This is a genomic window from Streptomyces sp. NPDC042259, assembly GCF_055582085.1.
Genome location: NZ_JBVJDW010000019.1, coordinates 43,284 through 69,915 on the forward strand (window position 1 = coordinate 43,284; position 26,632 = coordinate 69,915).

The window sequence follows — 26,632 nt, forward strand, 5'->3', positions numbered from 1 at the left end:
GTCGTGAGCAGCAGGCCATCCCGAGGCGCTGCTCGCCTCGCAGCCATACTCGACGCCCTGCCCGACGCCCTGTTGCTCGTCAACTGCAACGGCACGGTCGTCAACGCCAACCACATCGCGCTCGAGACCTTCGAGGTGCCCGGCACCGGGCTCGTCGGGCGTGGACTGCTCTCCCTGCTGCCCGACTTCGACTCCCGGCGCATCCCCGGCTCGATGCGGCTGCCGGACTCCGCCGACGCGCGCACCAAGCCGACCCGGATGGTCGCGCGGCGCACCGACGGCACGGAGTTCCCCGTCGAGGTCACCAGCGCCAATCTGGAGGACGGCCGCACCCCGTACGCGGACCACGCCAGTTACACGGGCGACGAGCTGCTGATGATCGTCGTCCGGGATCTGACCGGCACCGTGGACACCGAGGCCGAACTGGCCCGGCAGCAGCGTCAGACCGAGATGATCCTGCGGGCGGCCGCCGAGGGTGTCGTCGGCGTCGACACCGCCGGCAAGGTCGTCCTCGTCAATCCCTCCGCCGCGCAGATCCTCGGCTACCGCGCCAGCGATCTCGGCGGCCGGGAGCTGCACCCCCTGGTCCAGCACTCCCGGGCGGACGGCACGGCCTTCCCGTACGAGGAGTCGGCGATCGCCGACACGCTGCGCTCCGGGCGCAAGCACCGGGTGCGGGGGCAGGTGCTGTGGGCCAAGGACGGCCGCTCGGTGCCCGTCGATCTCACCACGGCTCCCGTGCGGGACGGCGAGCAGCTCGTCGGCGCGGTGATGACGTTCACCGACCGCCGCGCGTACGACGCCCTCGCCGCCCGGCACGCGCAGCTCGTGGCGGTGCTGGACGATTCGCTGCGCGGTCCGCTGAAGCGGCTGCGCGGCGAGCTGGACACCCTGGCCGCCGACCCCGCCGGGCAGTTGTGGCCCGAGGCCAATCAGATCCTGCACCATCTGTCCGCCGGATACGCGCGGATGGCGACGCTTGTCGACAATGTCCTGGCCTATCAGGAGTTGGACGCGGGCGAGAGCAAGCTCGTCCGGGAGAAGGTCGCGCTCGACACGGTCGTGGCGGCGGGCGTCGAGGGCGCCATCGAGCTGATCGGGCCGGGCCGCGCGCAGTTCGCGGTGCACGCGCCGCCGATCGAGGCCGAGGTCGACGCGGAGCGGTTCGCGCAGGCGCTCGCGCATCTGATCGCGGACGTGGCGGGTGTCGACGCGACGGGCGACACGACGGGGGCCTCCGGCGACTCGACGATCGTGGTGGCGGCGGCGCAGCGCGGCGAGGTCGTCCGCGTCGAGGTCCGGGGCCCGTTCCCCGGCGGCGACCCGGTCCACACCCCCCTGGTCGAGGGCATCGTGCGCCGCCACGGCGGGGTGCTGCAGACCCATGAGGTGCCGGGGGCGGCGGGCGGTCACGCGTACGTCCTGGAGGTGCCGGTCTCCGCGCAGGGCGGTCCGGTGCCGGAGCCGGCGGAGCGGTCGACGGCCGGGGACACGCAGAACGCGACGACGGTCATGCCGCTGCCCGCGCAGCGGGCGCGGGGCACGGCCGAGGGCCCCGCCGACGAGACGGGCTCCGCGCGGACTTCCGGGCGGCGGGCCCGCCGGGAGCCGGGCGCGCCGCCCGCGCCGCCCTCGCCGTCCGCGACGGACGGCCGGGGCCAGTCGCGGACGGACGCGTTCCTGGCCGCCGACGAGCCCGGCGAGCCGCGGGGCGGCGCCGAGCCGGCCGCGCCGCAGCCCACCGGGCGGCGGCGGGCGCGGCGGGCGCTCGCCGAGGCGGAGCCGGTGGCGGCGGACGCCGACGCGCGGGCGGGCGCACGGGTGAACCGGCACGGGCGCGGCGGCGGTTCGGAGCCGGCGGAGCAGGGCACCGACGGCGTGGGCCTGGTGCCCTCGCAGGCGTCGGCGCCGACCGGGCGCCGGGCCCGGCGGGAGCCCACGGGGCCCGAGGGCCCCCGGGCCGCGTTCGCGCTGCCGCCCGCCGAGGCCGACCGGACGCCCCAGTCCGATCCCCCGGCCGACTCGCCCACGGGCCGCCGTGCCCGGCGTGCCCTCGCGGAGGCCCCGGACCGCCCGTCCCCCGGCCACGCGGACGCCGAACCGGACGCTCCGCGTACCGCGTTCGCCCTCCCCCCGGCCGACGCGGACCGCAAAGCGGAGCCGGCTGCCGGCCCGTTCGCCTTGGGCGGCGCCCCCACCGAGGCGCCTCCGGCGGCCACCGACGACAACCCGGCCCCCCGCCCCGCCCCGGTGCCGTTCGGCCTCGCGGGCCTGACGGGCCTCGCGGGCGCCGTACCGCCCGCCTCCGGCGCGGCTGACGGATCGGCCCGTTTCGCCCAGCCGGGCGGAAACGCGGCACCCGACGCCTCCGGCGCGGGCACCCCCGACGGACCGGCACCGTTCGCCCACCGGGCGGCACACCCGACAGGCCCGCACGGCCCGGGACCCGCACGACCCGCCCAGCGACAGGGGGCAACGCCGCCCGCCTCCGGCGCGGCAGCCCCCCACGGATCCGCACCGTTCGCCCAGCCGGGCGGGAACCCGGCACCGGGCGCCTCCGGCGCGGTCACCCCCGACGGACCGGCAGGTTTCGCCCAGCCGGGCGGGAACGCGGCGCTCCCGCAGGGAGCGACACCGGACGCCGCCGGCACGGCCGGCCCCCACGGACCCGCGCCGATCGCCCACCGGGCAGGACACCCGACGGGCCCGCACGGCCCGGGATCCGCACGGCCCGCCCAGCGACAGGGGGCAACGCCGCCCGCTTCCGGCGCGGCAGCCCCCGACGGACCCGCGCCGTTCGCCCAGCCGGGCGGGAACCCGGCACCGGGCGCCTCCGGCACGGGCATCCCCGACGGATCCGCACCGTTCGCCTACCAGGGCGGAAACGCGGCGCACCCGCACGGCCCGCGCCCCGACGGATCCACGCGGCCCGCCCACCCGGGCCGGAGCGCGACCGCCCCGCATGGAGCGATGCCCGACGCCCCCGGCGCGGCAGCCCCTCACGGACCCGCATCGTTCGACCACCGGGCAGGGCACCCGACTGGCCCGCACGGCCCGGGACCCGACGGATCCGCACAGCCCGCCCAGCCGGGCCGGAGCGTGACCACCCCGATGGGGTCACCGGGCGCCTCCGGGGCGGGGTTGCCCCTCGACGGGCCCGCACGCTTCCCCCAGCCGGGCGGGAACACGGCACACCCGCAGGGAGCGACACCGAACGCCCCCGGCGCGGGCACCCCCGACGGACCGGCGCCGTTCGCCCACCGGGCGGCACACCCGGCAGATCCGCACGGCCCGGGCCCCGCACGGCCCGCTCAGCGACTGGGGTCGACACCGCCCGCCTCCGGCACGGCAGCCCCCGACGGATCCGCACGCTTCCCCCAGCCGGACGGGGACACAGCGCACCCGCAGGGGCCGACGCCGGATGCCCCCGGCACGGCTGGTCCCCACGGCCCGGGACCCGACGGATCCGCACGGCCCGCCCAGCCGGGCCGGAGTGCGACCCACCCGCAGGGTGAGACGCCCGACGCCACCGGAACGGCGGGCCCCCACGGGCCCGCACCCTTCACCCCGCCGGGCGGGAACGCCCGGCATCCGCACGGCGCGACGCCGCAAGCCTCCGGCGCGGAAGCGCCCGGGCCGGCCGCCGCCGCTGCCCCGCCGCACGCGGGACCGGCCGCCCCGCAAGGGGAAGGGCACGCCGACCCGGGCGCCGCGCAGGGGCCCCGGACGTCCCCGGACGCATCCGCGCCGGGCGACACCCCGCCGCCCACCGGGCGGCGGCGTGCCCGGCGTGCGCTCGCCGAGGAGCCGGGGGCGGACCGGCAGGCGCAAGGTGCCGGGTTCAGCGTGCGGACGCTGGGGCAGGGCGTGCCGTTCGGTGGGACGCCCGCCGCGGGGACGCCCGTCGGAGGGTCCGGGCGGCGGCGCAAGCTCGGGAATCCGGCCGAGGGCGAGCGGGAGCCCGCACCCGCCGACCCGCAAGCCGGCCCGCAGGGCCCACCGCAGGGCCCACCGCAAGGGGCGCCCCGGTCCCGGCTGCGGGATGCCTCCGAGGGCCGTGCCTTCGCCATAGGAGCACCGGACGAGGGCGCCGCCGAGGGGCCCGAGCCGCTGGACGGGCCCAATGGGGCCGTGGAGGTCTCCGCGGCCGCCCCGGCGGGACGGCCGCCGATGGACGACGAGTTGCCGCCGGAGCCGTTGGACAACCCGCGTCGGCTGCTCGTGTGGCCGGCGCCCGACGCCTCGACGCAGACGGCGCTGACCGAGCGCGGCTACCGCCCGGTGATCGTGCACTCGCGCGAGGAGGTGGACGCGCAGATCGCGGCGTACCCGGCCGCGCTGTTCGTCGATCCGCTGACCGGGCCGATCACCCGTACCGCGCTGCGGTCGCTGCGCGAGGCGGCCGTGGCGGCCGAGGTTCCGGTGCTGGTGACGGCGGGGCTGGGACAGGCGACGGCGGAGGCGGCGTACGGGGCCGACCCGGCCGTCCTGTTGAAGGCGCTGACGCCGCGCGACAGCGAGACGCACCCGCCGCGGGTGCTGCTGATCGAGGAGCACGGGCCGATCGCCGACGCGCTGACGGCGACGCTGGAGCGCCGCGGCATGGGCGTGGCGCGGGCGGCGACGGACGCGGAGGCCGTGGAGCTGGCGGCCCGGACGCACCCGAACCTGGTGGTGATGGACCTGATGCAGGTGCGGCGCCGCCGCGCGGGCATCGTCGACTGGCTGCGGGGCAACGGTCTGCTGAACCGCACGCCGCTGGTCGTCTACACGTCCGCCGACACCGACCCCGCCCAGTTGTCGCGGCTGGCGTCGGGCGAGACGGTCCTCTTCCTCGCGGAGCGGTCGACGAGCACGGACGTGCAGGGGCGCATCGTCGATCTGCTGGCGAAGATAGGGACCAACTGACGGGGGCCGGCCCCGCCCGTACCGGCCCTCGTTTGCCCAGGTCAGGGGCCTTGTTCTGGTATTTGCCGGGCCCCGGCGCAGGTCATGTGCCGGGGCACTGACCTATGCGATGACAGATTCCCGATCCGGTCGTTCTCCGTAGCGTCCTTCTCGCCAGGCCGACCCCCGACCGGCGAGGACGACGGAGGACAGACGTCATGAGTGACCGCACTTACGACACGATCATCGTCGGCGGCGGTTCCGCCGGAGCCGTGCTCGCCACTCGTCTCTCCGAGGACCCTTCGCGGGTGGTCCTGCTCCTGGAGGCCGGGCCCGTGTACGGGCCGCACGCCTATCCGGAGGCCGTCGCTTCCAGCAGTGTGCTGGGCGGTGCCACCGGTCACGACTGGGGTTACCGCGCCGAGCCCGGTGTCATCGGCCACGGTGTCGACGTCTTCCGGGGCAAGGTGCTGGGCGGCAGCTCCGCGGTCAGCGGCGCGGTGGCCGTCCGCGCGCTGCCCTCGGACTTCGACCGCTGGTCCGACGGCGGCCTGAAGGGCTGGGCGTACGAGGACGTGCTGCCCGCGTTCATCACCCTGGAGTCCACGGACGGCGGTGACGAGACGCTGCACGGCCACACCGGTCCGCTGCCGGTCGAGCAGTTCGGCCCCGACGACCTGAGCCCCATGCAGCGCGCCTTCGTCGAGGCGGCACGGTCGGTGGGTGTCCGGGCCTCGCACGATTTCAACGGCGCGGACCCCGAGGGCGTCGGCCCGTGTCCGATGAGCGTGCGTGACGGTGTGCGCGTCAACACCGGCATGGCGTATCTGACGCCGGCCGTGCGGTCCCGGGACAATCTGACCGTCCGCGGTGAGTCCCTCGTGGACCGGGTCCTCTTCCGGGGCTGCCGTGCGCGGGGCGTGGTGCTCGCCGACGGCACGGAGTTACGTGCCGAGGAGGTGATCCTGTCGGCGGGTACGTACGGCAGTGCCGCCATCCTGTTGCGTTCGGGGATCGGCCCGGCGGACGACCTGGCCGCGCTCGGCATCCCGCTCGTCGCCGATCTGCCGGTGGGGCGGCGGCTCCAGGACCACCCCGTCTTCGTCAACTCCTATGCCGCGGACCCGGACCGGATCGGCGCGTGCACGCCGGTCATCGGCGCACAGGTGTGGACGGCCGGTTCCGAGGCGGGCGAGGGGGAGTTGGATCTGCACATCTCCGCGACGCACCTGTTCGACCACGGGCAGAGCCCGACGGGTGTCGGCTTCACCCTCTCCGTGTCCCTCGTACGGCCCGCGTCGCGGGGCACGTTGACGCTCACCAGCCGGGCCCCCGAGGCGGCGCCGCGCATCGATCTGAACTTCCTCGCCGAGCCCGCCGACCGGCGGCGGCTGCTGGAAGGGGTGCGGCTCGCCCGGCGGATCGGCGCGGCCGAGCCGCTGGCCAATCTGGTCACCGAGGAGTTGAGCCCCGGTGCGGGGGCGGGTGACGAGGAGGTCGAGCGGTCGGTCGTCGCGGCCCTGGACACCTTCCACCACGCCACCTCGACCGCCCCGATGGGCGCCGACGACGACCCGACGGCCGTCACCGACCGGCTGGGCGCGGTGCGCGAGGTCGAGGGGCTGCGGGTCGTGGACGCGTCGATCTTCCCGGACGCGCCCTCGGCGCCCACGAATCTCACGGTGATCGCCGCGGCGGAGCACATCTCCCGCCACATCTGATCGTTCTCCCTCATGGACCCCGCGCCCGGCCGACCCCCGCGGCGAGCGGCGCGGCCATGGCAGGGGCCCTGGGCACATCGGTAACCCAGGGCCCCTGCCCAAACCGCTACGCGAGAACCGTGACATCCAGCTCGCCTTCGGCGTACTGCCTGCGCAGCACCTTCTTGTCGAACTTGCCCACCGACGTCTTCGGCACCGAGGGGACCAGCGCCCAGCGCTCCGGGAGCTGCCAGCGGGCGACCCGCTCGCCGAGGAAGGTCCGCAGGGCGGTGTACTCGACGGCGCAGCCGTCCTTCAACACCACGGCGGCCAGGGGCCGTTCGCCCCACTTCTCGTCGGGCACGGCCACGACGGCGGCCTCGGCGACCTCCGGGTGGGCCATCAGGTGGTTCTCCAATTCGACCGAGGAGATCCATTCGCCGCCCGACTTGATGACGTCCTTGGCCCGGTCGGTGAGGGTCAGGAAGCCGTCCGGGGTCATCGTGCCGACGTCGCCGGTGCGCAGCCAGCCGTCGGGGCTGAACTTGTCCTCGGGGCGGAACGGCTCGTCCGCCGCGCCGCCGTAGTAGGAGCCGGCGATCCAGGGGCCGCGGACCTCCAGCTCACCGGCCGAGGTGCCGTCCCAGGGCAGGAACCCGCCGCCGGGTCCGGCCAGCCGGAATTCCACCGAGGCGGGCAGGCGGCCCTGGGTGACGCGGTAGGGCCACGCCTCCTCCTCGCTCAGACCGGCCGGCGGGCGGGCGACGGAGCCCAGCGGGGACGTCTCGGTCATGCCCCAGGCCTGGATGAGCCGCATCCCGTGCCGCTCCTCGAACGCCTTCATCAGGGAGGGCGGACAGGCCGAGCCGCCGCTGATGACGGTGTGCAGGGAGGAGACGTCCTGCTTGTTGGTGTCGAGTTCGGTGAGCAGGCCCTGCCAGATGGTGGGGACGCCCGCGGTGACCGTGGGGCGCTCGCTCTGGATCATCGTGGCGAGCGGCGCGGGCTGGAGGAAGCGGTCGGGCATCAGCAGCGAGGCGCCCGCCATGAACGCGGCGTACGGCAGGCCCCACGCGTTGACGTGGAACATGGGCACGACGGGCAGACAGACCTCGGCCGGGGTCAGCCCGAAGGACGCGGCGGCGTTGACCTCCATGGCGTGCAGGTAGATCGAACGGTGGCTGTAGAGGACGCCCTTGGGCTCGCCCGTCGTCCCGGAGGTGTAGCAGAGGGCGGCGGCCTGCCGCTCGTCCAGCTCCGGCCAGGCGTAGCCCTCGGTGGGGCGGCCCTCGATCAGCTCGTCGTAGTCGTGCACCCGGGGGCGGCAGCCTTCCAGCGCGGACCGGTCGCCGGGGCCCGAGACGACGACGTGCTCGACGGAGTCGAGGTGCGGCAGCAGGGGCGCCAGCAGCGGCAGCAGCGTGCCGTTGACGATGACGACCCGGTCGGCGGCGTGCCGCACGATCCAGACGAGCTGCTCGGGGGGCAGCCGCAGGTTGAGGGTGTGCAGTATCGCGCCCATGGCGGGGATCGCGAGGTACGCCTCCAGGTGGTCGCTGTTGTTCCACATGAGGGTGGCGACCCGCTCGTCGGCCGTCACCCCCAGCTCGTCGCGGAGGGCGTGGGCGAGCTGCGAGGACCGCTCGCCGACCTCTCGGAAGGTACGGCGCTGCGGCTCGCCGTCCCCGGTCCAGGTCGTGACCTTCGCGTCCCCGTGCACGAGCGCGCCGTGGGCGAGAATGCGGGTCACTGTCAGCGGTACGTCCTGCATCGTGCTCAGCACCGAGGGGCCTCCCATATCTGCGCGCCGCGTTGCGCGAGGTAGTTCCCTGCGATTCTGCTTACGTTCCCCTCGGTAAGTCACTACCCTGCCGGGACGTATTCGGCGCCCTGCCGTGCCGGGCACGGGGCGGCCGTGAACCACCGCAGCGAGCGCCCTGCGGGCGCGTCCTCAAGCTCCCCCAGCTACCGCTGGGGGGACCCCCAGCGGGCTTGATTGCGCACATGCCTACGCCGCCCGCGACAGCTCCGGGTCCTCGCGCAGCTTGCCGAGCGCCCGCGACACCGCGCTCTTGACCGTGCCGACGGAGACGCCGAGCAGCTCGGCGGTCTGTACCTCGGTCATGTCCTCGTAATACCTGAGGACGACCATGGCCCGCTGCCGCTCCGGCAGCCGGCGCACCGCCCGCCACATGGCGTCGCGCAGCACCTGCTGCTCGGCGGGGTCGGCCTGGGGGGCCGCCTCGCGCTCGGGCAGCTCCTCGCAGGGGTACTCGTCGACCCGGCGTTTGCGCCACTGCGAGGTGCGGGTGTTGACCAGCGCCCGGCGTACGTAACCGTCGAGGGCCCGGTGGTCCTCGATGCGCTCCCAGGCCAGGTACGTCTTGGTCAGGGCCGTCTGCAGCAGGTCCTCGGCGTCGCACGGGTTGGAGGTGAGCGCGCGGGCGGTGCGCTGGAGGACCGGTCCACGCGCCCGTACGTACGACGAGAACGACGGGTACACGGCGGTGGATGCGCTGGTGCACACGGACGTGTTCATGTCTTCAACGCTAGGAGTGCGCCCGTCCGCGCGGATCGGCCGCAGGTGCCGAAGGACGGTCCCCCTCAGGTCGTAGTGGTGGGGCTGTCCCCACCTCCTGGAGGGGGATGGCGGTCAGGGCCGGTATGGGGGAACGCGGGGCGGTGGGGGCCTCATCTGATGACGGCGACGGGCGCGTCGATCAGGTTCCGGTCGATGGTCAGCTTGCGGCCGCCGTACGTCTCGGTGACGTTCCCCGCGTACTGGTGGATGCGCCGGTGCGGGGTCCAGGCCCGCGTCGCCAGGTTCGGTTCCCCGGCGGTCGAGGGGGTGACGCGCCAGCGGGCGAACCACATCACTTCCGGCAGGGAGCTGCGCCCTTCCCGCCGGGCGAGTTCCATGTGCCGGACGCCGGCGTTGGCGCTGCTGTAGAAGCCGGGGATGTATCCCATGTGGCCGACCGCCCGGCTCCAGCCCCGGACGAAGGAGAGGGTGACGCGGGCGCAGTCGGTGTCGCGGTGGTTGTAGGCCTCCATGTCGAGGTAGAGCGGGCTGTGGGAGCCGATGCCGAGCGCGGCGGCCCGGCGCACGGCGTCCTCGCCCTCGTCCAGGCCCTGGTCCCAGGGCTCGTCCTCGCTGATGGAGAAGCCCCGCTTGTGCGAGGCGGAGACGCACGGCGACTGGGAGCCGACGTAGACGGGCAGCACCCGCCAGCCCAGGTCCCTGGCCCCGGTCAGCCACCGCCGGCTGAGGTAGCGCTGGTTCGGGCAGGCGCGGGCGCGGCCCCCGAAGTAGACGCCGACCGCCCGGTAGGGGGAGGCCTGCCAGGCGCTGAGGGTGTTCAGCGAAGGGGCCTGGCAGGTGTCCAGGCCCCGGCCGCGGAAGATCACGGCCCCGTCGTTGCGGGGGTCGCCCCGGTCGTCCGCCGACACCGGTCCCGCCCCGCCGATCACCTGGGCCGCCGCGGCCATCAGGGCGACGAGATATCCGATGATCCTTTTTCTTCGTCGGTCCATACCGCGAGTGAAGGTGCCCGGCTCCGGCCGCCCGCGCCGACACGCCCTCCGTTCATCCGTCTGCCCGGAGAATGAGCCCGGATGTGGGGACGCCCGTGCCCGCCGTGACGAGCGCGTGCCGGGCCCCGGCCACCTGGTTGGCCGCGGTGCCGCGCAGTTGCCGCACGGCCTCGGCCACCCCGTTCATGCCGTGCAGATACGCCTCGCCGAGCTGCCCGCCGTGGGTGTTGAGCGGCAGCGCCCCACCGGCCACGAACGCGGCCCCCTCGCCGGGCCCGCAGAAACCGAACTCCTCCAGCTGCGTCAGCACGAACGGGGTGAAGTGGTCGTAGACCACGCCCACGTCGATGTCCCCCGGTCCCAGACCGCTGGTGCGCCACAACTGCCGGGCCACCACCCCCATCTCGGGCAGCCCCGTCAGGTCGTCGCGGTAGAAGCTCGTCATCTGCTCCTGCGCCCGGCCCGCGCCCTGCGCCGCGGCGGCGATCACCGCCGGCGGGTGCCGCAGCGTCCGGGCCCGCTCGACGGAGGTGACGACGAGCGCCTGCCCGCCGTCGGTCTCCTGGCAGCAGTCCAGCAGCCGCAGCGGCTCGGCGATCCAGCGGGACGCGGCGTGCTCGGCGAGGGTGAGGGGCCGGCCGTGGAAGTGCGCGGCGGGATTGGTGGCCGCGTACCGGCGGGCGGTGACGGCCACGTGCCCGAAGACCTCCGGCTCCAGCCCGTAGGTGTGCAGATAGCGGCGGGCGGCCATGGCCACCCACGACGCGGGCGTGAGCAGCCCGAACGGCAGCGCCCAGCCGAGCGCCGCCCCCTCGGCGGTCGGCTCGCGCCGCTGGACCCCGGCGCCGAAGCGGCGGCCGGAGCGCTCGTTGAACGCCCGGTAGCAAACGACGACTTCCGCGAGCCCGCTCGCGACGGCCAGCGCGGCCTGCTGCACGGTGGCGCAGGCGGCCCCGCCGCCGTAGTGGACGCGGGAGAAGAAGGACAGCTCGCCGATGCCGGTCGCCTGGGCGACGGTGATCTCCGGGCTGGTGTCCATGGTGAAGGTGACCATGCCGTCGACGTCGGCGGCCGTCAGCCCGGCGTCGGCGAGCGCGGCCCGCACGGCCTCGGCGGCCAGGGCGAGTTCGCTGCGCCCGGAGTCCTTGGAGAACGCGGTCGCGCCGATCCCGGCGACGGCCGCCCGGCCGCCGAGGGCGTCGGCCCGCCGGGCGCTCACGCGGCGGCCCCCGGCTCCGGGAGGGTGACGGTGACCGTGCCCGTCACATGGCGGCCGAGGCCGTTGTCCCCGACGACCGCGACCTCGGCGGTGCGCCCCCGTACGGAGGTGACCGTGCCGGACAGGACCAGCTCGTCACCGGGGTGATTGGGGGCCCCGAGCCGGATGGCGACCTTGCGGAGGACGGCACCGGGCCCGAGGCGGTCGGTGATGTAGCGGCCGACGAGGCCGTTGGTGGTGAGGATGTTCATGAAGATGTCCGGGGAGCCGCTCGCCCGGGCGGCGTCCGGGTCGTGGTGGACGTCCTTGTAGTCGCGGGAGGCGATGGCCCCCGCGATGATCAGCGTGCGGGTCACCGGGACGGTGAGCGGGGGCAGCCGACCGGGTGTCCCGGGCCTGCCGGACGTACGAGGCGTGCCGGACGTGCCGGGCGTGCCGGACGTGCCGGGCGGGGGTTCCGCACGACGGGGGCCCGGGCCCTCGGTGGCGGTCCCGTCCGCGCGGGGCGCGGCCACCGGCCGGAAGACCGGCAGTTCCTGGTCCGGGGCGACGCGGAGGAACTCCAGCGACACCGGCATCCCGATCCGCACCCCGTCCGCCCCGGCCCCCACGAGGTTGCTGATCATCCTTACGTCTTCGGCGAGTTCGACCAGCGCCACCACGTACGGCGGGTCGAAGGCGGGGAAGGGCGGGTGGTGCATGACGACGTACGAGTAGACGGTCCCGGCACCGGACGCCTCGACCGCCGTCCACTGTGGCGCGCCGCACCGCCCGCACCCCGGCAGCCAGGGGAAACGCGGTGTCCCGCACGCGTCACACCGCTGGTAGAGCAGCCGATGGGCGGCGACGCCTTCCCAGAATCCGGCGTTGTCCCGGTTGATCACGGGCCGGGGCCGCTCGGCCCGCTCCCCGCCGGTCCTGCGCGGTGCGTACTTGAGGATGCGGAAGCGGTGCGTCCCGGCGGGTTCCCCGCCGGCCCGGATCTCCATGCGCGTGGTGACGAAGTGCCCTGCCCCGAGCCGGGTCGTCTTGCGGGGCGAGACGGACTCGACGACGGACTCGAAGGTGACCGACTCCCCGGGCCGCAGCGCGCGGACGTACTCCTGCTCACAGTCCGTGGCGACCACGGCGGTGTATCCGGCGCCGTCGAGCAGCGCCATCAGCTCGTCGAAGTCGGTGGAACGGTTCGGGAGGCGGGTCAGCCCGCCCATCGTCCATGCCTGGAGCATCGTGGCGGGGGCGACGGGGTCCGCGCCGGTGTAGGCGGGGTCGGTGTCGCCGAGGGCCTCGCACCAGTGCCTGATCATCGAGGCGTTGACGGGCTCCGCGCCCCGGCCGAGGGCGGCGGCGGGACGGCCCTCGTAGGCGCGCAGCCTCGGGTACAGATCGCTCACGGGGGCTCCCTCCGCTCGCCTCCACCGCAGATCTGACTGTCCGTCAGTTCTTAGGTGGCGTCAAGGGACGCGGAACGGGCGCCGGCACACAGAAGCGTGGCGGCACGAGTGCCGCCACGCTTCCGGACCCTTCCATTCCCTCCCCATGAGCGGCGCCGTCGGAGTCACCCCTGTCCCCGGCGGCGCGAAGGGGTCACTCAGTCAGCGAAGGCCACCTCGATGTTCTGCTGACGGACATCGGTGGGGCCGGAGCCGATGACGCTGGCCGTGTTGTTCTGGTTCGACGCGCCGGCACCCGTGGCCTGCTGCTGGCCGGTGGTGGAGTTTCCCGCGTTGTCGTCACCGACGCCGCTTCCCACGATCCCGGCGGCAGCGGCGTTGGAACCCCGGTTCGCCACCTGGTTGCCGTCGTCGGCCTGGGCCACACCGGAGAACAGCACGGCGGCCATCGGCAGGGCCGCTACAGCGGCGGCGACGCGGGCGGCGGTACGGGCACTTGCCATGTCAATTTCCTCCAGAAGGTAACTACGGCTTGCTGCCCGGGAGTTGGCCGACCGCCGGGCTCGTGGTGCGACGTCGCGCCCCAAGGATTGCCCACCGAATCCCCACCGAACCACCCGTCCGCCACCATTCCCTCGCAAGCATGAGCACTCAGGAATAAACCCCGACCACTCCCTCAAGCCCCCACCCGAGGTCCTCACCCTGCCCACCCAGCCCGCACACCCCGGGCAAAGGCCGGGCAGTGAAACGTTTCGGCATGATTTTGGCCAATCTCGGACATGACCCCCGGGCGCTCCCCGCGCGGGTCGAACGATGAGATGTCCACCCCGACCGGTCCCCGGGGCCGCCGACCGGTCCCCGGCCATGCCCCTCGGCCACCATCCCGTGCGGCCCGCCGGGAGATCCGCGCCGCCGCCCCCGCTCCCCCGCCGCGCAAACGGGGGACGTCCAGCATGAGCGGCCCGCCGGCCGGCCCGTCGTCAGGGCCGCCGAGCGGACCGCCCGCCCGCCGGGATCAGCACGCCGACTCGCACTTCGGACAAGCGCCCGACACACGCACCACGCACTCCAGCGACGGACGAGAAGCGCTCGACCGTCGTTCGGCCCGCTTCGCGCAGACTCCATGCCGTCGGCGCCGCCGTCGGCCGCCTCCAGGAAGGTGTCAGATGAACCTCATACTCCAGGCCCTGCCGATCGCCACGCCGTCCATCGGCTGGGCAGTCCACGCCTACTTCCTGGTCCGTCGGCTGCGTTCGGCCCGCAGGGACCCGCTGACCGGCCTGATGTGCCGTGACGAATTCACCACCCGCTGCCTGCGCGCCATCCGGCACCCGCAGGCGGCGGTGCTGCTCCTCGACCTCAACGGCTTCAAGCAGATCAACGACACCCACGGGCACGCCGTCGGCGACCAGGTCCTCGCGGCGGTCGCGAAGCGGCTGAGCGCGTGGTGCCAGGCGCGGGGCGGCTTCGCGGCCCGCCTCGGGGGCGACGAGTTCACCGCCCTGGTCCGGCTTGCGCCGGACGCCGACGTCGACGCGGAGATGACGTGCAGCCTCTCGGCCGCGCTGTCCGCCCCGCTCGACACCGGCGGCGTCACCCTCTCCCCACGCGCCTCGATCGGCGTGTGCCGCACGGCCGACCGGCCCGGCGCCGGGCTCTCCGATCTGCTGCGCGGCGCGGACGAGGCCATGTACACCGCGAAGCGTCTCGGCCTGCACTGGCAGCCCGCCGGCCCGGCGGACGTCTACGGCACGACGAACGGCCGCCGGGCCGGTCGGCCGGGCACGCATCTGACCCTGCTGGCCCCGACGGCCCGCAGGACGGCGTCATGAGCCTCGTGCGCCACACGCATCTCTTGCGGGGCGGCCCGTGGTGGTGGCCGTTCGCGACCACCACCACGGCCCGCTGCAAGCGGCTGTCAGGACGCGGCTGACCGCGTCCGCACCACCGGTGCCTGTAGTTCCGTCACCCAGTCGTCACGGTTCTCCGGGCACGCCAGGCTGACCTCACGGGGATGCCCGGTCGACTCGTAACCGTTGGCGACGATCCAGCGGGCCAGGTTCTGCGCGGTGGGGAGCACGGTGTCCATCGAGCCCCGGTGCACGATGGCCGCCGCCTGGTCGAGGGCCGGCAGGTCGAGGACGCGGAAGTCGCCGTCCTGGACGGGGGCGGAGACCTGGACGGCGGCATGGACGCGGATCCTGCCGTCACCCTCCGGGGCGTCCTCGTAGGAGGCGACACCGGGGCCGGTGGGGCTGATGCCCGCCGCCTCCAGACGCCGGAACAGCTCTTCGTAGAGCGGCCCGATGACCGGGCCGATGTCCTCGGGCTGGAAGCTTTGCGCGGTCGCGGTCAGCTCCGCCACCCGGACGGTGGGAACGCTCTTGATGACAACGTCGTTCGTGGGCATGCGCCCCTCGCTCTCGATCGCTCGGAGCCTCGCCTCGACCTGGACGAGCCGCGCTTCCGCCATAACCACGGCGGTCTCCAGCTCGGCCCGCCGCAACCGCAGCATCCCGCGCAGCTCCTCGACGTCGACCTTCTCGTCCACGATGCCCTGGACCTGCTGGAGGGTGAACCCGAGGTCCTTGAGCGCGATGATCCGGTTGAGCCGGGCGAGCTGGGCGGCGGTGTAGTAGCGGTAACCACTGGCGGGTGCGACATGGGCCGGGCGCAGCAGACCGGTCGCGTCGTAGTGACGCAGCATCCGGACCGAGACGCGGCCGTGCCGGGCGAAGTCTCCGATGGTGAACATGATGTCTCCGAGCGAACCGCCTGACACGGTGTGAGGGTCAAGAACCTACCGCCAGGGGCGCGCCGTTGGCTGCGCTCGGCGTGCGGACGGGTGCGCGGCGCGGGTGCGCGGCTTCCTGTCGGCGTCCGGGCGCGTGCGGCGTCGTGAGCGCCCGTCCGGCGCTCCCGCTCTCCCCCTGGCGGTCGTTTGTCGGCCACCCTGGCGGACATGGATCGCTCACCACCCCCAGGGACCGGCAAGGAGAGCCCATGAAGCCCATGCACCGTGTTCTCGCCACCGTCGCCGCCACGCTTCTGCTCGGCATCGGCAGCGCCGCGATCGGCTCACCGGCCCATGCCGATGCCGACGCCAATCTGCTCGGGCTCGTCAGCGCGACCGCCAACGGGGACATCCATGTGGGCCTGGGGGGCCAGCCCCTCCTCACGCTGCCGAACGTACTCTCGCCCGTTCTCTGACGCGCCCGACGTCGACCGGTACGTGCCGGGGGCGAGGTTTCCCGTCCCCGGCCTCGCGCAACCCGACGAACGGGTGGCGTACTGATGGGTGGCTCGCGAACGCCAGTAGGCCGTTACATCACTTTTCCGGGTGGTTTATCGGGGCAAGCCGCTACCCTCCGCAGGCAAATCTGTCACCCATTGTGATGATGGTGCTTACTTCCGCGCCGCATGGCGTGGGAGCGCGCCTTCCGGAGCCGTGGTTCCGGCCTTCACTCGGGAGATGCCATGCGACCTTCCGCGCCGCTCCGCCGCGCCGCCGCCCTCGCAGTCACCGCACTCGCCGTCGTGGCCGTCGTCAGCCTCACCCCCCACGGCGCCGACGCCTCGGCCGCCCGGTCCGCCGGGGCGGTGCCCCGCTTCTCGGACGCCACGCTGGACGCCACCATGGCGACCCTGGACGCCAGCGAGAAGATCCCCGGCACCACGTGGGGCGTGGACCCCAAGCTCGACAAGATCCTCGTCACCGCCGACCCCACCGTCACCGGTACGAAGCTGGAGGCCCTCAAGAGGGTCCTCGCGCCGCTCGGCACGACGGTGGAGCTGCGAAGAACCGAGAAGGCACTCAAGGCGTTCATCTCCGGCGGTCAAGGGATCTACGGCTCCACCGACTCCAACCTCAGGGGACGCTGCTCTCTCGGCTTCAACGTGACGAAGGCGGGCAAGCCGGCCTTCCTGACGGCCGGGCACTGCGGCGCCCAGATCAAGAGCTGGTCCGACCAGGACGGCGGGCCGGAGATCGCACTCGTGCCCCAGAACGGCGCGCGGTTCCCCGAGGACGATTTCGCCATCGCGGACTACACCAAGACGACGATCACCCACCCGAGCGAGGTGTACCGATACGCCGGCCTGTCCCCGCTGCCCGTCACCGGCGCGCGTGAAGCCGGCCTCGCCGACAAGGTCAGCCGCAGCGGCTCCACCACCGGCCTGCACGGCGCGGACGCCGGTGAGCCGGGGGAAGTCGAAGCCCTCAACCAGACGGTCACCTACCAGGAGGGCCGCGTCACGGGCCTCACCCGCACCAACGTCTGCGCCGAGCCCGGCGACAGCGGCGGCCCCTTCTACATCAACAACGGCGACAACACCGCCACCGCCGTGGGCCTGGCCTCGGGCGGCTACGGCGACTGCACCAACGGCGGCATCACGTTCTTCCAACCGGTGACGGAAGCGCTGTCGGCGTTCGGCGCGACCATCCCGTAGGCGGGGGCCTGCTGGTCCACTGGTCCGCCAGGCCCGGCACCCGTTCAGATGGCCGGGCTCTGAGCAGGGCAGCCCCCGTAGACGTACGGGTCGATTTCGTTGCCCTCCCTGTCACTGAGGTGAAAACAGTGGCCATTGGCCCACACCGTGACCCGATCAGGCCCATGGCCGACCTGAAACGGCTCGTCTCCAAGCTGCGTCCCGGGCCAAGTCCCGTCTCCCGCAGAGGAATGTGTGACAACGACACACGTCTCCTTCGGCAAAATCCGATGGACGTCACCCCAGGGCTCCACCACCAGCTCCAGCGGCTCCGCACCGTCGTTGCCGACCACGAGCCGTGCCGTTCTCCCAGCGAACATTTCCGTCACCCCTCTTCGGCCCTTCGGGCACGCACGTGACTGCCGCCCTCCTCGGCCTTATCCAACCCAAAGTGCACCGAACGGCCTAGTCGAATACCGTATCGGTGAGGTCCGGGCCCCGCCCGTCGACGATGTCGGGGGCCTGGAGGCCGTGGCCCTCTGCTCGACCGTAATACGTCGGCTCTCCGGGTTCCGGCTCTACTCCGAGCACGTCGACGAGTTCCCGCAGCGCTGACGCGAGCCGCGGCGCGTTGGCGGCATGGATAGCCGGATGCGGCTCCCCCCGGAAATCACACGGACCCCAGATATCGTGGTACACGGAAAGTTCGGCGGAAGGGCCGATCTCGTCGGGAGACACCAGGAGTTCGACCAAGCGGTACTCACGGTGGCGCGTTCCGGTCGCGTCGAACCACGCGCCGGAACCCAGCACAAGGATCCCGCCCATCTCCGCCTGCGGATGTCCGGCCGGCCGACAGGCGCGGAGGGCGTCGGGCAGCTCCAGATCACCGAGCGAACGCCTGACAAGGTCCAGGCGGCTATGAATACCGAGGCCGCCCTTTCCGGCCTGGAACCAGTTCCACTCCAGCGCGCCCGGCTCCAACAAAGCGTGCTTCTGGAGCACCGCGCTCATGCGCCCCGCGGTCCTGAGCGCGGACTCCAGACCGGGCTCCACCACGTCGTCCAGATCCCAGAACCACGAGCCGCATTCCCTCGGCGCGCGCGTCAGCATGGCCATCGAACCCCCTTATGACTTGCCCGCGTTGGTCGGGTCGATGGTGGCGGACCTGCGCGTCGTCACACGTAGAGTGAATTCCGCACTGGCCAGCATCCGCGGAATCTCGATCGGGGAACTGGAGAATTCTTTCTTCACCACATCGGCAGGGTCGATCCGACGAGTAACGCCGTCCCGCCCCGTCGCTTCGATCACATAGCGGTATCCCCGAGGTGCGCTGGAGTCATCCGCCACCTTCCACTGCGCTCCGTGCTTCTGAATCAGGTAATCGGCAACGTAGGACATCAAATCACTGTGCAGCGTGATCCAGTCCGACTGCTCGAATTCACTCAGCGGAGCACGCGAGACGTAGGACTGGAGCGCGGGAACGAGAGTCATCGGGTCGCGGGTGTAGACCTCGGGTGGCACCCCGAGCATGTCAGCGACGTCAATGATGCTCCGGCGCCCGCCCTCGACCCACCCTTGGAGATCCGGTTCGATCGGCTTGGTCACGCCTTGAGCCTTCCGTTGGTCTCGGGAATGGGCCGCCGTCGGGTGGCCCGGCGGTGCGGTCACGTAGCGAGGCATTCGCGGATCCCGGCCAGCGGATCGCGACCGTTCTCCTCGGCGTACTGACGTCGGCGCGCATCGACCTTGTCGGGGAGAGCCAGGCAGCAGTAGTCCCAGAAGTCGACCAGCACGCGGAAGGCGTCATCGAGGGTGTAGTCACCCTGAACATGCTCGACGAAGAAGTTCTGCACCCTCACGCCCTGCGGGCCGATGGTGACGGTGTGCGCGTTGCCGTCCAGGTCCTCCGGTACGAAGCCCGGATCCGCCTTGGCCTGGGCCACCAGGTCGATCGCTTCCAGGACGGACAACGGCGACAGCTGGATATCGGCCGTCACCCACTCTCCCAGGACGCTCAGCTCGCCAGGCCCGGAGAACTCCGGCACCTCGAACGCGTCCTCGACGTAGTACCGAGTGCGGATCACTGCCCTGTTCTTACCCGCCGAACCACCGAGAAAGCCGCGGATCCCGGCCAGGGGATCACGCCCGTGCTCGGCTGTGTAATCGCGGCGGCACGGGTCGACCCGATCGGGGAGGGCCACGCAGCAGTAGTCCCAGAAGTCGACCAGGACACGGAGCGAATCATCGAGAGCGAAATCGCCGCGCACGTGCTCCACGAAGAAGTTCTCCACCGTCACCCCTTGCGGGCTGATGGTGACAGTGTGAGCGTTGCCGTCCAGGTCCTCCGGCACGAAGTCCGGGTTCGCCTTGGCCTGGGCCACCAGGTCGATCGCTTCCAGGACGGACAGCGGCGACAGCTGGATATCGGCCGTCACCCAGGTACCCAGCACCTTCAACCCAGCGGGCCCCGTGAAACGAGGCAGGTCGTCGACGTCCTCGGTGTAGTACTGAGTGCGGATCACTGCGCGGATCTCCTTTAGGCGTCGTTTGCTTTGGCGGTTTGGCCCGTTGTGCTGGGCATGACGAGTCTCGCTGAACGGCTGGTGCCGGATGAGTTGTGGGAGTTGTTCCGCAGAGTGGTGCCGGAGACGGTGGTGGTACGCCCGCAGGGGGGGTGGCCGTCGGCGGGCGGGGGATCGTGAATGTCTGGCCGCGATCGTGTTCGTGGCGACATCGGGGTGCACGTGGCGGCAGGTGCCGCCGTTGTTCGGGCCGGCCTGGCCGACGGTTTACCAGCGTTTCGCCCGCTGGAGCAAGGTCAGGGTCTGGGCCCGCCTGCACCGGGTCATCCTGGATGAACTCGGCGCCCGGGGATAGCTGGACTGGTCGCGCTTCGCTGTCGATTCGGTGAGCGTTCGGGCTCCGTGGGCGGGGCATCGCACCTCGGATCCCGAGGATCGCCCGTCGAGGGATCGAGACATCACAGCGACTGGGACGTCACCGATGGGTCGTCGAGCGGACCATGCCCCGGCTCGCCGACTGCCGCTGCACCGACGCTACGAGTGCAAGCCCGAGCAATTCCTCGCCTTCACCGTCATGGACACCAGCCTGATCAACTATCGCCGACTCGCCAAGTGAAGCGAGGCCCAAGTCGAGGCTGCGCTGGCCAAGCGGTTCACGTGGTGCAGCCTCTCGTATGACCCGGGTCCTGGCGGGTCGGCCAATGCGGATCAGGAGATCGTCAAGCGGCTTCTCCAGGGCTCGCTCGCGATGTCACCGCCCGGTGGGGCGAGAACCACCGTCATTGCCTGGCGTGAGCCGGCCGGCGAGGCCGTCGAGGATCCGGTCGAGTCCATATACGAAGCGGTCCTCTCGCACCTGCCGCGGGTCTACCTCCTGGCCGAAGTCCGGGCTGTGGTCCGACAGCCATTCGCGCTCGGAGACACCACTGGGGGCGATCAGTGAGAGGTACGCGGCCTCGCTGGTGGCGATCCCGATGACGTAGGACATGAGCGCCCCAGCGGCTTGGTCCTCCTCACCTGCAGGGAAACCGGCCGCCTGGAACTGCGCGAGGAGACCCGATGTCATGCGGACGGCGTTCGGTCCGACGTGGAGTAGCCCGACCTGGCCGAGTTCGGGGCCGACCCAAGGGTGGCGCAGGACCATTGCCCGCAGGTCGGTGGCGGCGCGGGCGACCGCCGCGCGCCATGTCCCGTGGGTGGCGGTGGCCGGCAGGTCCAGCTCACCGAACACGTCGTCTACGGCCAGCTGGATCAGCTCGTCCCGATTGGCCACATGGCGGTAGAGGGAAGTGGCCCCGGCCTTCAGACGAGTGCCGAGCTTGCGCATGCTGAGCGCCTCTACCCCGTCCACGTCCAGCAGCTCGATCGTCGCGGTCACGATCTGCTCCCGCGTCAGATGCTCTCGCTGCGGGCGATGCGGACGTGTCCACACCGAGGTCATCGGCTTGGCGTCACGAGGCATGCGCGCTCACTCCCGTCGGTCGATCTGCTTGCTTCTCATCCCTCACCGTAGCCGACACCGTACGCGTATTGCGCACGTCGATCCTCGATGCGTACAGTGTTCGCATCGAGGATCACCGTGCGCAATGAAGAGGGGTCGGCTGTGCTGAACGGTATGACATTTGACAAAAAGGGCAATTGGAGTGCCGAAGGGGCATGGGGCACCCGGAACTCGGCCGGGCAGAAACTGGATCTCGCCCGGTGGCAGGCCCGCCTCGACAAGCTCTGCGCCGAACACCACGTGCCGGGAGCGTCCTTGGCCGTCCTCGTCGACGGGACCGTCCACGAGCTGGCGAGCGGCGTCCTGCATCGCGGCACGGGTGTGGAGACGACGACCGAGTCGGTCTTCCAGATGGGCTCGATAGCCAAGATCTACACGGCCACCCTGGTCATGCGGCTCGTCGAGGACGGCCTGCTGGACCTGGACGCGCCGGTCACGGACGTGCTGCCGGAGTTTTCCGTCGGTGACCCCGCGGCGACCGCGATGATCACCGTCCGCCGGCTGCTCAGCCACACGAGCGGTCTCACCTGCGACTTCAATCACGACAGCGGGCGCGGCGACGACTGCCTCGCCAAGTACGTCGAGGCCGCGAAGGACGTGGCGCTCGACTGCCCGCCCGGCAGCGCGATCTCGTACAGCAGCGTGGGCTACAACGTGCTCGGCCGGATCATCGAGGTGGTGACCGGCAAGGTCTGGGACCAGGCACTCAAGGACCTGCTCCTGACCCCGCTCGGCCTCACCCGCACCATGACGCTGCCCGAAGAGGCGCTGCGCTTCCGCGCGGCCATGGGACACCTGGGCGAGCCCGGCCAGGAGCCGGACCCGGCGCCGGAGTGGGACATGATGCCGCGATCGGCGGGCCCGTACGGCAGGGTCATCGCCACCGCGGGCGACCTCGCCCGGCTCGCACGTATGCACCTTGCCGGCGGCGTGGCCGAGGACGGCACCCGCGTGCTATCCGAGGAGACGGTCGCCCTGATGCAACGCCGGGTGGTGGACTGCCCCGACAAGTGGACGGTCAGCTCGGACGGTTGGGGTCTGGGCTGGACCCTGTACGACTGGAACGGCGTAGAGGGCTACGGCCACGACGGCGCCTCCATCGGGCAGTACGCCTACCTGCGCGTGGTGCCCTCGGCCGACATCGCCATCGCGCTGCTCACCAACGGCGGCGGCGCGCGTGAGGTGTACGCAGCGCTCTACCGCGAGCTTCTCGCCGACCTGGCCCGGGTGACCATGCCGGACCCCTTCGCCCCCTCCGCCACGCCACCCGTGGTGGACTGGGCACCGCTCATCGGCACGTACCGGCGCGAGGGTGTGGTCATTACGGTGACCGAGAAGGACGGCTCCGGGCAGGCACTCTACGAGTTCGTCGACGGCATGAAGGACCTCTCAAAGCCCCTGCGGATCAACCTGCTGCCGGTCACGGAGACGGCCTTCGCCGGCACGGGCGTGGGTTCAGCCTTCAGCACGGACTACACACCGGTGATCTTCTCCACCCTGCCCGACGGCACACGCTGCGTCTACATCGGCATGCGCTGCGCCCCCAAGACCGGCTGATCGGCCGCGCCGACCGGCCGGTGCAGCCACGGACCAGCCAGCCAGCCACCGCATCGAAGTCCCAGCGACTGGACGGACACCGCTGGTTCGTCAAGCGCACCATGCCCTCGATCTCCGGTTGCCACCGACTGCACCGACGCTACGAGTGCAAGTCCGAGCAATCCCTCGCCTTCACCGTCATGGACACCGGCCCGATCAACTATCACTGACTCGCCGAGTGAAACGACGTCTTACTGCTTGGCCTTGGGCATGAGCGGGTAGACGGTCTTCCCATCACCCGTGACCGGGTCGTATTGGTCGGGCCTGCGTCAGGAGGGTGAACATCGCTACCAGGGCAGCTCTGACGGGCGTCGTTTCCACCACCAAGCACTCGCATATGTACCTGCCACGATCCCGTTCGCCTCTACGAGGGCGCGGCCGTCGTCATGTTCGGTGAGCTTCATGAAATCACCGTCAATGTGCTCGGCCAGTTCCCGCAGAAGCCCGGCCGCCGGTTGCGGGAGTTCGTTGACCAGTTGCCCGATGTCGTCGCGTGCTCTGAGGCCGGCCTCGTACATGTCCGCTGAGCAGCTTCCCGTCGGCTGCCATCCTGACCCCATACGCCGTACCATTCGCTCCCATTCCGCCAGAGCGGTGCGCGCCCGGTAGAGCGGGGTACCAACCGCACTGGATGGTCCCACAGTGGTGATGAACCGCTTTGTGAGAGGGACGGGCATGGGGTACTCACGAACGATTTCATCCAACGGGGCAGCGGGGACCCCTGGGAGACATGCAACCTTGGACGCGACTGCGTCAATGGAGTAAACCGGCCTAGCGTCGTCCGATGACAGCAGACGTGCTCGGGTCACCATCCGGTCCGGAGCCACCAGCCAGTATGCACTCGGCACGAATTCCTCGGCCGGGTAGAGAACCGCAGACTGCGCTGCTGCGGCGAACTCTGCGGCCAGTTCCTCCTCGCTCAGCTGGTTCGGAGCCCATTCCTGCACGTCGATGTCCAGAGACAGCGCGACGCTCCCCAGCGTCTCCGTGAAGTCGCAGAGTACGGCAGCGTCCCAGTTGCGATCGTCCTGATCGCCCTCGGAGTCAGCGACGTCGACTTCACTCACGTGTACGCCGGTGCATGCCGCTAGGACGCCCCGGATCAAGGGCGGGTGGAGGTGGTCGACGGTGAAGAGGTTGTAGGTCACGTGCAGGTCCCGTTATCGATATCCATGACTTTCTGGACGGCCTCCGGATTATTAACGATCCCGGTGGCGTACAGGGGCCCCAATGCTGGACCGTGAATGCCGTACCGGCAGCCAGTACGCGGCGTTCGGACGCAGGGGCTCGGCCCCGCTGCGGGAACATCCCGACGAGGACGCCGTCCGGGAATTCGCCACCGACCTGCTGGCCGCGCAGGGCCACACGCTGCCCAGCACGGTCGCGCTCGACGGGGGCTTCTGTCGGCATCCGACGGCGACGACACGCAGGGCTGGGCCGTCGTCGAGGCCAACATGGCGTGGTTCGCCAACTGCTACGCGTCCGACCCGGATCGCGCCCTCGACGTGGTGCTACGGGCGGCCGGCCCACGGTCGCGACTGGGCGAACGGGACCGTGGGTTCTGCCGCCGCCTCAAGGAGGGGTGAGCGGCTCAGCTCCGCCGGTGGGCACGGCTCGATTGAGCCGCGCACGACGTCGCTGCGTTAGCCGTTCTGTCGCGACATTTCGGCGTCGTATTCTTCGCGAATTCGAGCGAAGATCGCATCCATGCCTGCATCGTATTCAGCTGTCTGCTCCGGGGTGGCCTCGTCCGGGTCATCGACGCCATACTTGGCGCAAAACTCGTAATACCAGGCCGACGTCAGTCGGTCTCGTTTCGCCACCAAGGGGTGAACCGGGTCCGACGGTTCCGACTTGCCGCGCTCCGCCATAGCCGTTTCCTGTCCCCCCAACACCGACCAGTGAGTACACGCTTTCGGGACCAGCCGTACCCCGGAGTCCTACGTGTCGATCTCGCCGAGCCAGCCGCGATCCAAGAGACCCTCGGGCAGGTACTCGGATTCAACCTCGATGGGGAACCCCGCATCGTAAGCAAGGCAAGTAACGGCCAACGGCCCAAGGGCTACCAGTCCCTCAGCGTTGATGGCCCGGTCCTGGCTTGCGGTCCAGTACTCCTTGTGCCAGCGCAAGGCCCGGGCCAATTCTGCGTTGAAGGCATCCTGGTCCCGGATGACGTACAAGTAGAAAAGGTTGATCGGCGGATAGAGGACCTTGAGCATCAGCTCCTGGTCGGCGATCCGCACGACAGCCGGATCGGTGCCCTCCATCGCGGCGACCAGCTTCTCACCGATGTCCCCGCCCTGAAGCCACCACGTCTGCAGGGTGTCGATCCAGGCGTAAATGTACTCGTCATACTCGCCTGCCTCCCTCAGCAAGGAAATCGGCACCTGGGCAAGCTCCGTCATCCGGTCTTGCTCACGACAGATTACGGCCAGCCAGAAGGCGGTGATCCAATTACCGGCGTCCGTGAAGTACGTCGGACCGACTGCTTGAATTGTCCGCGTCTTGTGCGCAATGCGGCATTCGGCCGTCTGCTCCGTCGCCGTGGCCGCGACATACAGGGCGGATCCGACCTGCATAGCCGAGACAAAGGCGTCCCACGTCGGGAACATTGCGGCTTTGGGATCCACGGCGCAGCGCGTGTACGCGGCGGTCAGGGACGCATCAAGGGCCAAATCGAAGGAGCTTGTCGACGTTTCCAGTGAGTCGATCAGATTGCCGACGATCTTATCGACTCCCCCTAGTCGGCGCTCGCCTTCGCTAGCCGGAAAGTCGTGGCGAGGTTCGGTGACAGTCATTGGGTCCTGTTCGGCGTTGCATTCTTCGCGTATTCGGGCGTGGATCGCGCCCAACCCCGCCTCGTACTCGTCTTGTTGCTCTGGGGTGGCCTCATCCGGGTAGTCGACGCCGTATTTGGCACAGAATTCATAGGACCATTCCGACGACAGTCGGCCCGCCTTGACCACCAGAGGATGGACCGGATCCGATGGCTCCAACTGGCCACGCCCCGTCATAACACCTTCTCTCTACAGCAATTCACTCACACGCTGCCGTACATCCGCGTCACCGACTGCCATCAGGTACTCGCCGAATTGCCTGACTTCCGGCCCCTTGGCGCGATACACAATGGCGACGGCATGGTTCAGCATGCGGGGAGAAGAACTTACGCCCAGTACGCTCATGGCCATATCCACCGAAAGCGGTCCGTCGAGAGCAGACACCGCAGTGGTCAAGTCGACCAGTTGGGTGGGTAGGTCGAACCGGCGCTTCTCCCCCTCGGCAAGAGAACGCACGCCGCGAGCCACGACCTCCTGGACGTCATCCATAACGGCACAGAGCATGGCATCGTCCATCAGCTCGCCCAGATGGTCCTCGAAGTACTGGGTGTCGGCGAGCTGCACGAGAGCACGGAAGACCTGAACCCGCATGGCCGTAGTTCCCTTGTCCTCGGTCAAGTGTCGGCTTTCGTGCGCGGCCACCGCCAGTTGCGAGAACGTGCTGTCGACCGAGAACTTCCGGTCGACCGAGAAGTCGTACCAGGCAGTCCCCTCGGGATCGGCCGCAGCACGCAGCACAGCTTCGTAACCAGCCGGCTCGGCCCACGTCGTCAGCACCGAGCAGGCCAGAAAGCGCTCCATCAGCGGCGCGTCCGGGTCATTCATCAACGCGACGAGACCGGGAACGCGCTCGCGGTGACGAGGGTCCTCGAATGCCTCGTCGATCACTTCATCGATGTCATTCGTCGGCTGCCCGTCGAAATCCGTGCCGAGCAATTCGCGATAAGTGTGCATGGGCCGCCTCCTGGTATCTCTCACTCGCTCGCGGAGTACGCCGGCCCGTTCTCGGGCACC

23 protein-coding genes and 1 pseudogene are annotated in these 26,632 nt (G+C 71.1%); 9 read left to right on the top strand and 15 right to left on the bottom strand.

Annotated features, from left to right (window positions below):
* Window positions 1-3: 3 nt before the first annotated feature.
* Window positions 4-4,908, top strand: coding sequence for a response regulator (locus tag ACZ6MA_RS32375; protein WP_469438314.1), 4,905 nt, complete (start codon window positions 4-6; stop codon window positions 4,906-4,908).
* 197 nt (window positions 4,909-5,105) lie between these two features.
* Window positions 5,106-6,608, top strand: a complete 1,503-nt coding sequence (locus ACZ6MA_RS32380; RefSeq protein WP_469438316.1) for a GMC family oxidoreductase — start codon at window positions 5,106-5,108, stop codon at window positions 6,606-6,608.
* A 106-nt stretch (window positions 6,609-6,714) separates the two neighbouring features.
* On the opposite strand, the gene ACZ6MA_RS32385 is transcribed toward ACZ6MA_RS32380, so the two are convergent.
* The 6 genes from ACZ6MA_RS32385 to ACZ6MA_RS32410 all read right to left on the bottom strand — a co-directional run bounded on the left by ACZ6MA_RS32385 (window position 6,715) and on the right by ACZ6MA_RS32410 (window position 13,237).
* Window positions 6,715-8,370 (bottom strand): long-chain fatty acid--CoA ligase, encoded by a 1,656-nt coding sequence (locus tag ACZ6MA_RS32385; protein WP_469438318.1) that lies wholly within the window; start codon window positions 8,368-8,370, stop codon window positions 6,715-6,717.
* A gap of 225 nt (window positions 8,371-8,595) precedes the next feature.
* On the bottom strand, window positions 8,596-9,126 hold the full coding sequence (locus ACZ6MA_RS32390) for a SigE family RNA polymerase sigma factor (RefSeq protein ID WP_469438320.1): 531 nt from the start codon (window positions 9,124-9,126) through the stop codon (window positions 8,596-8,598).
* 152 nt (window positions 9,127-9,278) lie between these two features.
* A complete protein-coding gene (locus ACZ6MA_RS32395) occupies window positions 9,279-10,121 on the bottom strand; it encodes a DUF1906 domain-containing protein (protein WP_469438322.1) in 843 nt (280 codons plus the stop codon).
* 52 nt (window positions 10,122-10,173) lie between these two features.
* The gene (locus ACZ6MA_RS32400; protein ID WP_469438324.1) at window positions 10,174-11,340 is read right to left on the bottom strand and encodes a lipid-transfer protein; all 1,167 of its coding nucleotides are present in this window, start codon (window positions 11,338-11,340) and stop codon (window positions 10,174-10,176) included.
* Window positions 11,337-12,734: an OB-fold domain-containing protein gene (locus ACZ6MA_RS32405; protein ID WP_469438326.1), complete on the bottom strand. Its 1,398-nt coding sequence runs from the start codon at window positions 12,732-12,734 to the stop codon at window positions 11,337-11,339. Before ACZ6MA_RS32405 ends, ACZ6MA_RS32400 begins: the two co-directional genes overlap by 4 nt.
* 197 nt (window positions 12,735-12,931) lie before the next feature.
* Window positions 12,932-13,237 carry a hypothetical protein gene (locus ACZ6MA_RS32410; protein ID WP_469438328.1) on the bottom strand — a complete coding sequence of 102 codons (306 nt, stop codon included), beginning with the start codon at window positions 13,235-13,237 and terminating at the stop codon, window positions 12,932-12,934.
* Between the two features lie 663 nt (window positions 13,238-13,900).
* On the opposite strand from ACZ6MA_RS32410, the gene ACZ6MA_RS32415 reads away from it, so the two are divergent.
* Window positions 13,901-14,566 (top strand): GGDEF domain-containing protein, encoded by a 666-nt coding sequence (locus ACZ6MA_RS32415; protein WP_469438330.1) that lies wholly within the window; start codon window positions 13,901-13,903, stop codon window positions 14,564-14,566.
* 86 nt (window positions 14,567-14,652) lie between these two features.
* Here ACZ6MA_RS32415 and ACZ6MA_RS32420 read toward each other — a convergent pair whose 3' ends face one another.
* A complete protein-coding gene (locus ACZ6MA_RS32420; RefSeq protein ID WP_469438332.1) occupies window positions 14,653-15,489 on the bottom strand; it encodes a MerR family transcriptional regulator in 837 nt (278 codons plus the stop codon).
* Window positions 15,490-15,737: 248 nt separating this feature from the next.
* Between ACZ6MA_RS32420 and ACZ6MA_RS32425 the strand changes: the two genes are divergently transcribed.
* A complete protein-coding gene (locus ACZ6MA_RS32425) occupies window positions 15,738-15,944 on the top strand; it encodes a hypothetical protein (RefSeq protein ID WP_469438334.1) in 207 nt (68 codons plus the stop codon).
* Window positions 15,945-16,211: 267 nt separating this feature from the next.
* Window positions 16,212-17,183, top strand: coding sequence for a S1 family peptidase (locus tag ACZ6MA_RS32430; protein WP_469438336.1), 972 nt, complete (start codon window positions 16,212-16,214; stop codon window positions 17,181-17,183).
* A gap of 444 nt (window positions 17,184-17,627) precedes the next feature.
* Here the strand turns inward: ACZ6MA_RS32430 and ACZ6MA_RS32435 are convergent, their stop codons facing one another.
* The 3 genes from ACZ6MA_RS32435 to ACZ6MA_RS32445 are packed head-to-tail and all read right to left on the bottom strand — an operon-like array spanning window position 17,628 to window position 19,684.
* On the bottom strand, window positions 17,628-18,272 hold the full coding sequence (locus ACZ6MA_RS32435) for a hypothetical protein (protein ID WP_469438368.1): 645 nt from the start codon (window positions 18,270-18,272) through the stop codon (window positions 17,628-17,630).
* Window positions 18,273-18,287: 15 nt separating this feature from the next.
* Window positions 18,288-18,767 carry a hypothetical protein gene (locus tag ACZ6MA_RS32440; RefSeq protein WP_469438338.1) on the bottom strand — a complete coding sequence of 160 codons (480 nt, stop codon included), beginning with the start codon at window positions 18,765-18,767 and terminating at the stop codon, window positions 18,288-18,290.
* Between the two features lie 59 nt (window positions 18,768-18,826).
* Window positions 18,827-19,684 (bottom strand): hypothetical protein, encoded by an 858-nt coding sequence (locus ACZ6MA_RS32445; RefSeq protein ID WP_469438339.1) that lies wholly within the window; start codon window positions 19,682-19,684, stop codon window positions 18,827-18,829.
* An 88-nt stretch (window positions 19,685-19,772) separates the two neighbouring features.
* On the opposite strand from ACZ6MA_RS32445, the gene ACZ6MA_RS32450 reads away from it, so the two are divergent.
* On the top strand, window positions 19,773-20,039 hold the full coding sequence (locus ACZ6MA_RS32450; protein ID WP_469438341.1) for a transposase: 267 nt from the start codon (window positions 19,773-19,775) through the stop codon (window positions 20,037-20,039).
* A 43-nt stretch (window positions 20,040-20,082) separates the two neighbouring features.
* Window positions 20,083-20,300: pseudogene (locus ACZ6MA_RS32455) on the top strand (IS5/IS1182 family transposase); the annotation flags it as partial.
* 135 nt (window positions 20,301-20,435) lie between these two features.
* Here the strand turns inward: ACZ6MA_RS32455 and ACZ6MA_RS32460 are convergent.
* Window positions 20,436-21,146 (bottom strand): TetR/AcrR family transcriptional regulator, encoded by a 711-nt coding sequence (locus ACZ6MA_RS32460; RefSeq protein ID WP_469438343.1) that lies wholly within the window; start codon window positions 21,144-21,146, stop codon window positions 20,436-20,438.
* A 153-nt stretch (window positions 21,147-21,299) separates the two neighbouring features.
* Between ACZ6MA_RS32460 and ACZ6MA_RS32465 the strand changes: the two genes are divergently transcribed.
* Window positions 21,300-22,742 (top strand): serine hydrolase domain-containing protein, encoded by a 1,443-nt coding sequence (locus ACZ6MA_RS32465; RefSeq protein ID WP_469438345.1) that lies wholly within the window; start codon window positions 21,300-21,302, stop codon window positions 22,740-22,742.
* Between the two features lie 20 nt (window positions 22,743-22,762).
* Window positions 22,763-22,951 carry a hypothetical protein gene (locus ACZ6MA_RS32470; RefSeq protein ID WP_469438347.1) on the top strand — a complete coding sequence of 63 codons (189 nt, stop codon included), beginning with the start codon at window positions 22,763-22,765 and terminating at the stop codon, window positions 22,949-22,951.
* Window positions 22,952-23,068: 117 nt separating this feature from the next.
* On the opposite strand, the gene ACZ6MA_RS32475 is transcribed toward ACZ6MA_RS32470, so the two are convergent.
* The 4 genes from ACZ6MA_RS32475 to ACZ6MA_RS32490 all read right to left on the bottom strand — a co-directional run bounded on the left by ACZ6MA_RS32475 (window position 23,069) and on the right by ACZ6MA_RS32490 (window position 26,572).
* Window positions 23,069-23,929 (bottom strand): hypothetical protein, encoded by an 861-nt coding sequence (locus ACZ6MA_RS32475; RefSeq protein ID WP_469438349.1) that lies wholly within the window; start codon window positions 23,927-23,929, stop codon window positions 23,069-23,071.
* A gap of 495 nt (window positions 23,930-24,424) precedes the next feature.
* Window positions 24,425-24,652: a hypothetical protein gene (locus ACZ6MA_RS32480; protein WP_469438351.1), complete on the bottom strand. Its 228-nt coding sequence runs from the start codon at window positions 24,650-24,652 to the stop codon at window positions 24,425-24,427.
* 69 nt (window positions 24,653-24,721) lie between these two features.
* The gene (locus ACZ6MA_RS32485) at window positions 24,722-25,795 is read right to left on the bottom strand and encodes an immunity 49 family protein (protein WP_469438352.1); all 1,074 of its coding nucleotides are present in this window, start codon (window positions 25,793-25,795) and stop codon (window positions 24,722-24,724) included.
* Window positions 25,796-25,807: 12 nt separating this feature from the next.
* Window positions 25,808-26,572: a hypothetical protein gene (locus ACZ6MA_RS32490; protein WP_469438354.1), complete on the bottom strand. Its 765-nt coding sequence runs from the start codon at window positions 26,570-26,572 to the stop codon at window positions 25,808-25,810.
* Between the last annotated feature and the right edge of the window lie 60 nt (window positions 26,573-26,632).

What these genes read in the sequence shown, in the direction of transcription:
- ACZ6MA_RS32435 (WP_469438368.1), bottom strand. Translation starts at nt 18,272, where the DNA reads ATGCTGACGCGCGCGCCGAGGGAATGCGGCTCGTGGTTCTGGGATCTG.
- ACZ6MA_RS32490 (WP_469438354.1), bottom strand. Translation starts at nt 26,572, where the DNA reads ATGCACACTTATCGCGAATTGCTCGGCACGGATTTCGACGGGCAGCCG.
- ACZ6MA_RS32425 (WP_469438334.1), top strand. Translation starts at nt 15,738, where the DNA reads ATGAAGCCCATGCACCGTGTTCTCGCCACCGTCGCCGCCACGCTTCTG.
- ACZ6MA_RS32415 (WP_469438330.1), top strand. Translation starts at nt 13,901, where the DNA reads ATGAACCTCATACTCCAGGCCCTGCCGATCGCCACGCCGTCCATCGGC.
- ACZ6MA_RS32380 (WP_469438316.1), top strand. Translation starts at nt 5,106, where the DNA reads ATGAGTGACCGCACTTACGACACGATCATCGTCGGCGGCGGTTCCGCC.
- ACZ6MA_RS32450 (WP_469438341.1), top strand. Translation starts at nt 19,773, where the DNA reads ATGAGTTGTGGGAGTTGTTCCGCAGAGTGGTGCCGGAGACGGTGGTGG.
- ACZ6MA_RS32395 (WP_469438322.1), bottom strand. Translation starts at nt 10,121, where the DNA reads ATGGACCGACGAAGAAAAAGGATCATCGGATATCTCGTCGCCCTGATG.
- ACZ6MA_RS32410 (WP_469438328.1), bottom strand. Translation starts at nt 13,237, where the DNA reads ATGGCAAGTGCCCGTACCGCCGCCCGCGTCGCCGCCGCTGTAGCGGCC.
- ACZ6MA_RS32460 (WP_469438343.1), bottom strand. Translation starts at nt 21,146, where the DNA reads ATGCCTCGTGACGCCAAGCCGATGACCTCGGTGTGGACACGTCCGCAT.
- ACZ6MA_RS32420 (WP_469438332.1), bottom strand. Translation starts at nt 15,489, where the DNA reads ATGTTCACCATCGGAGACTTCGCCCGGCACGGCCGCGTCTCGGTCCGG.
- ACZ6MA_RS32390 (WP_469438320.1), bottom strand. Translation starts at nt 9,126, where the DNA reads ATGAACACGTCCGTGTGCACCAGCGCATCCACCGCCGTGTACCCGTCG.
- ACZ6MA_RS32480 (WP_469438351.1), bottom strand. Translation starts at nt 24,652, where the DNA reads ATGGCGGAGCGCGGCAAGTCGGAACCGTCGGACCCGGTTCACCCCTTG.
- ACZ6MA_RS32485 (WP_469438352.1), bottom strand. Translation starts at nt 25,795, where the DNA reads ATGACGGGGCGTGGCCAGTTGGAGCCATCGGATCCGGTCCATCCTCTG.
- ACZ6MA_RS32430 (WP_469438336.1), top strand. Translation starts at nt 16,212, where the DNA reads ATGCGACCTTCCGCGCCGCTCCGCCGCGCCGCCGCCCTCGCAGTCACC.
- ACZ6MA_RS32465 (WP_469438345.1), top strand. Translation starts at nt 21,300, where the DNA reads ATGACATTTGACAAAAAGGGCAATTGGAGTGCCGAAGGGGCATGGGGC.